The following is a 2652-nucleotide window of genomic DNA, read 5'->3' on the forward strand; positions in this document are numbered from 1 at the left end:
ACGAGAACGGCAGCAGGCTATCGTCAGTCATGGCGGGTGTGGCGCTTTCAGCCTTGGCGAAGATGATGTTTGAACACCAAAATCTTACGCCGCATCAGGACGTTACGCTACATCCGCCAGCAAAACTCCGTGTCCCGGTGAATAAGACGGGTTAGGATAGATGAAACTGAATTACATCGAAGCCGGCCAGGGCCGGCCGCTGGTCATCTTGCATGGGCTGCTGGGCTCGGCCCGCAATTGGGGCGGCGTAGCAGGGGCCTTGGCCAGCCATCATCGGGTTGTGGCGGTGGACATGCCCAATCACGGCGCCTCGCCGTGGTCGGAAGTGATGGATTATCCGTTCATGGCCCGCGAGGTGGCAGCCTTCATCGAGAACAGCTTCGGCTCTCCCGTCGATCTGGTCGGCCATTCCATGGGCGGCAAGGCGGCGATGGTGCTGGCCCTGACCCGGCCCGAACTGGTCCATCGGCTGGTGGTGGTCGATATCGCCCCGGTGCGCTATGCCCACACCTTCGCCCCCTATATCAAGGCGATGCGGGCCGCCCCGGTCGGCACCGCCACCCGCCGCGGCGAGGTCGAGGAAGCGCTGCGCGCCATCATCCCCGATGCCGGCGTGCGGGCCTTCCTGATGCAGAACCTGGAAGGCCAGCCCGGTTCCTACCGCTGGCGGGCCAATCTGGCGACGTTAGGGGCGGCGATGGACGATATCCTGGACTTCCCGCCCTTTGCCGACGGCACCACTTACGGCGGCCCGGCGCTGTTCCTGCATGGCGATCGGTCGGATTATGTGCTGCCGGCGCACGAGGACGTGATCGCCAGCCTGTTCCCCCGGGCCGAATGGCAGGTGATCGAGGGTGCCGGCCACTGGGTCCATGCCGATCAGCCGGCAGCCTTCATCCAGGCCCTGGCCGCCTTCATCCAGAGATAAGATCCAGGACCGTTTGCAAGGCCTGGGGCAGGGCGGCCTCGACCGCCGGACTTAAGGCCTCGCCGCGCGCGAGGTCGGCCGCTTCGATGCCGATTATTGTCAGCGATGGCGGCAGCCGGCCCAGGCGGCGCGCCAGTTCAATCCCTTCCGCCACCCCGAACAGATGGCTGCCCGTGGGGAACAGGCCGGCGGGCAGGGGATTGTTCGCGTCCCACTGGCGGATGGTGCCGGGGGCAGCGCCCGAGATGGTGGCGTCGATCAGGATGACGCGGTCAGCCCCGCTCCACAGCTCCATCAGGCCGGTGCCTTCGCCGTGATGGGTAATGGCGGTGACGTCGGCGAGGTGTCGGGCCGCGACCAGCTCGGCCAGTTTCGGCCCGATCCCGTCATCGGTGCGAAAGGAATGGCCGATCCCGATGACCAGGATGGCGCTCACTCGGCGAACCAGCGGGCGAAGAAGGTGTCGTCGGCCTCGGTGCGTAAGCCCATGGTCGGGCGGCCATCTTCATCGATCAGGCCCATCTGGTCCAGCCAACGCACGATCTTCTTGAAATGGGCGACATTGTGCAGGCTGGTGCCGCCTTCCATCCAGTTCTGTTCCAGGAAGGCCAGCACCGCCGGCTGACCCAGCTCGGCCTCCCACAGGATGCCGAGAAGCGAGCACAAGGCCTCCTCGACGTCGCGCTCGGGGCAGAACAGGGTCTGGACGGCGTCGGCCTCGGGCCTTTTGCCGCTTTCCGGGCCGCAGCCCAGGCCGAAATCCAGCACGGCACGCCGCTCGGGCGAGGCGCATTGATAATGCGCCACCTCGTGGATCAGCACGCTGGGCTCCATTTGGATGGCGACGTTGGTGCCGTCCCAGGTGAACCAGGACTTGGGATCGACGTCCAGGATGCCGAAGCCGAAACGGCGGCACAGTTCGACGGCGTCGGCATGATGGGTGCTGTCGGTGGACAGCGTCATCAACGAGCCTTCCGGGATCAGCGCGGTGACCCGGTCGAACACCTTGGCGGCCAGCGGCAGATCGGCCAGGGCGGCGCGGAAGGCCGGCAGCAAGGGCGCCAGGGCGTCGTGGTCGATCGGGGTCAGGATCATCGAGGGGCCTTGGGAATGGCGGAAAACCGCGCAGGACATAGCATTTTTTCCGGGCGTGCCGCAACCGCCGGAAATATTTTGCGAATTGAAATTAAAATCGTTTTGACAATGGCCGAGGTGGGCGATAGGTTAATTGACAGATGTTGGCCTCCCCGAGGTCAGCCTCCCTCTCTAAGACAACTTCCCCGCCGTCCACCTTCCCCCCTTGGTGGACGGCAATTTTTTTGTGCGCGGGGATGAGGGAGACGGTCGCCGAGGCGACCTGCGGCGGGATGGCGGGCTGCCGAAGATATCGATTCCCTAGTGTGCTGTTAGGGCGATTTGCGCTGCCGAGAAGCTGATCGCGATGTTGATGCAACTGCTGGGGCGATGCATTGGAATAACTTGTATGCGATAGCCGCGCGCATTGTGATGTATAACGCTTGTTGGTTGACAATGCGATGTGGTGGTGCATAGTCATCTAAAGTGATTGAACGAAACCGCTGGCGCGGTATTGGAGCCTGATGTGACGTCGAAGGCTCCCGTCTGACAGGGTTGGTTTCCCGACCACCCTACAGACAGGAGGCCCCCGATGGCCGAATTGAGCCCTCTGCGTCGCCGCATGATCGAGGACATGACGGTCCGCAATC

The 2652-nt window shown here is 63.9% G+C and carries 3 protein-coding genes; 1 reads left to right on the top strand and 2 read right to left on the bottom strand.

Going from position 1 to position 2652, the window contains the following annotated elements; translation table 11 throughout:
- The first annotated feature begins 160 nt into the window (after positions 1-160).
- Positions 161-928, top strand: coding sequence for an alpha/beta fold hydrolase (locus A6A05_RS02710; RefSeq protein WP_068497220.1), 768 nt, complete (start codon positions 161-163; stop codon positions 926-928).
- On the opposite strand, the gene A6A05_RS02715 is transcribed toward A6A05_RS02710, so the two are convergent.
- Positions 915-1364 carry a hydrogenase maturation protease gene (locus A6A05_RS02715; RefSeq protein ID WP_068497222.1) on the bottom strand — a complete coding sequence of 150 codons (450 nt, stop codon included), beginning with the start codon at positions 1362-1364 and terminating at the stop codon, positions 915-917. The two genes, A6A05_RS02710 and A6A05_RS02715, sit on opposite strands and share 14 nt — an antisense overlap.
- Positions 1361-2023, bottom strand: a complete 663-nt coding sequence (locus A6A05_RS02720; protein WP_068497224.1) for a hypothetical protein — start codon at positions 2021-2023, stop codon at positions 1361-1363. The genes A6A05_RS02715 and A6A05_RS02720 overlap by 4 nt, the downstream gene beginning before the upstream one ends.
- Positions 2024-2652: the final 629 nt, after the last annotated feature.

This window comes from Magnetospirillum moscoviense (assembly GCF_001650635.1).
GTDB classification, from domain to species: domain Bacteria; phylum Pseudomonadota; class Alphaproteobacteria; order Rhodospirillales; family Magnetospirillaceae; genus Magnetospirillum; species Magnetospirillum moscoviense.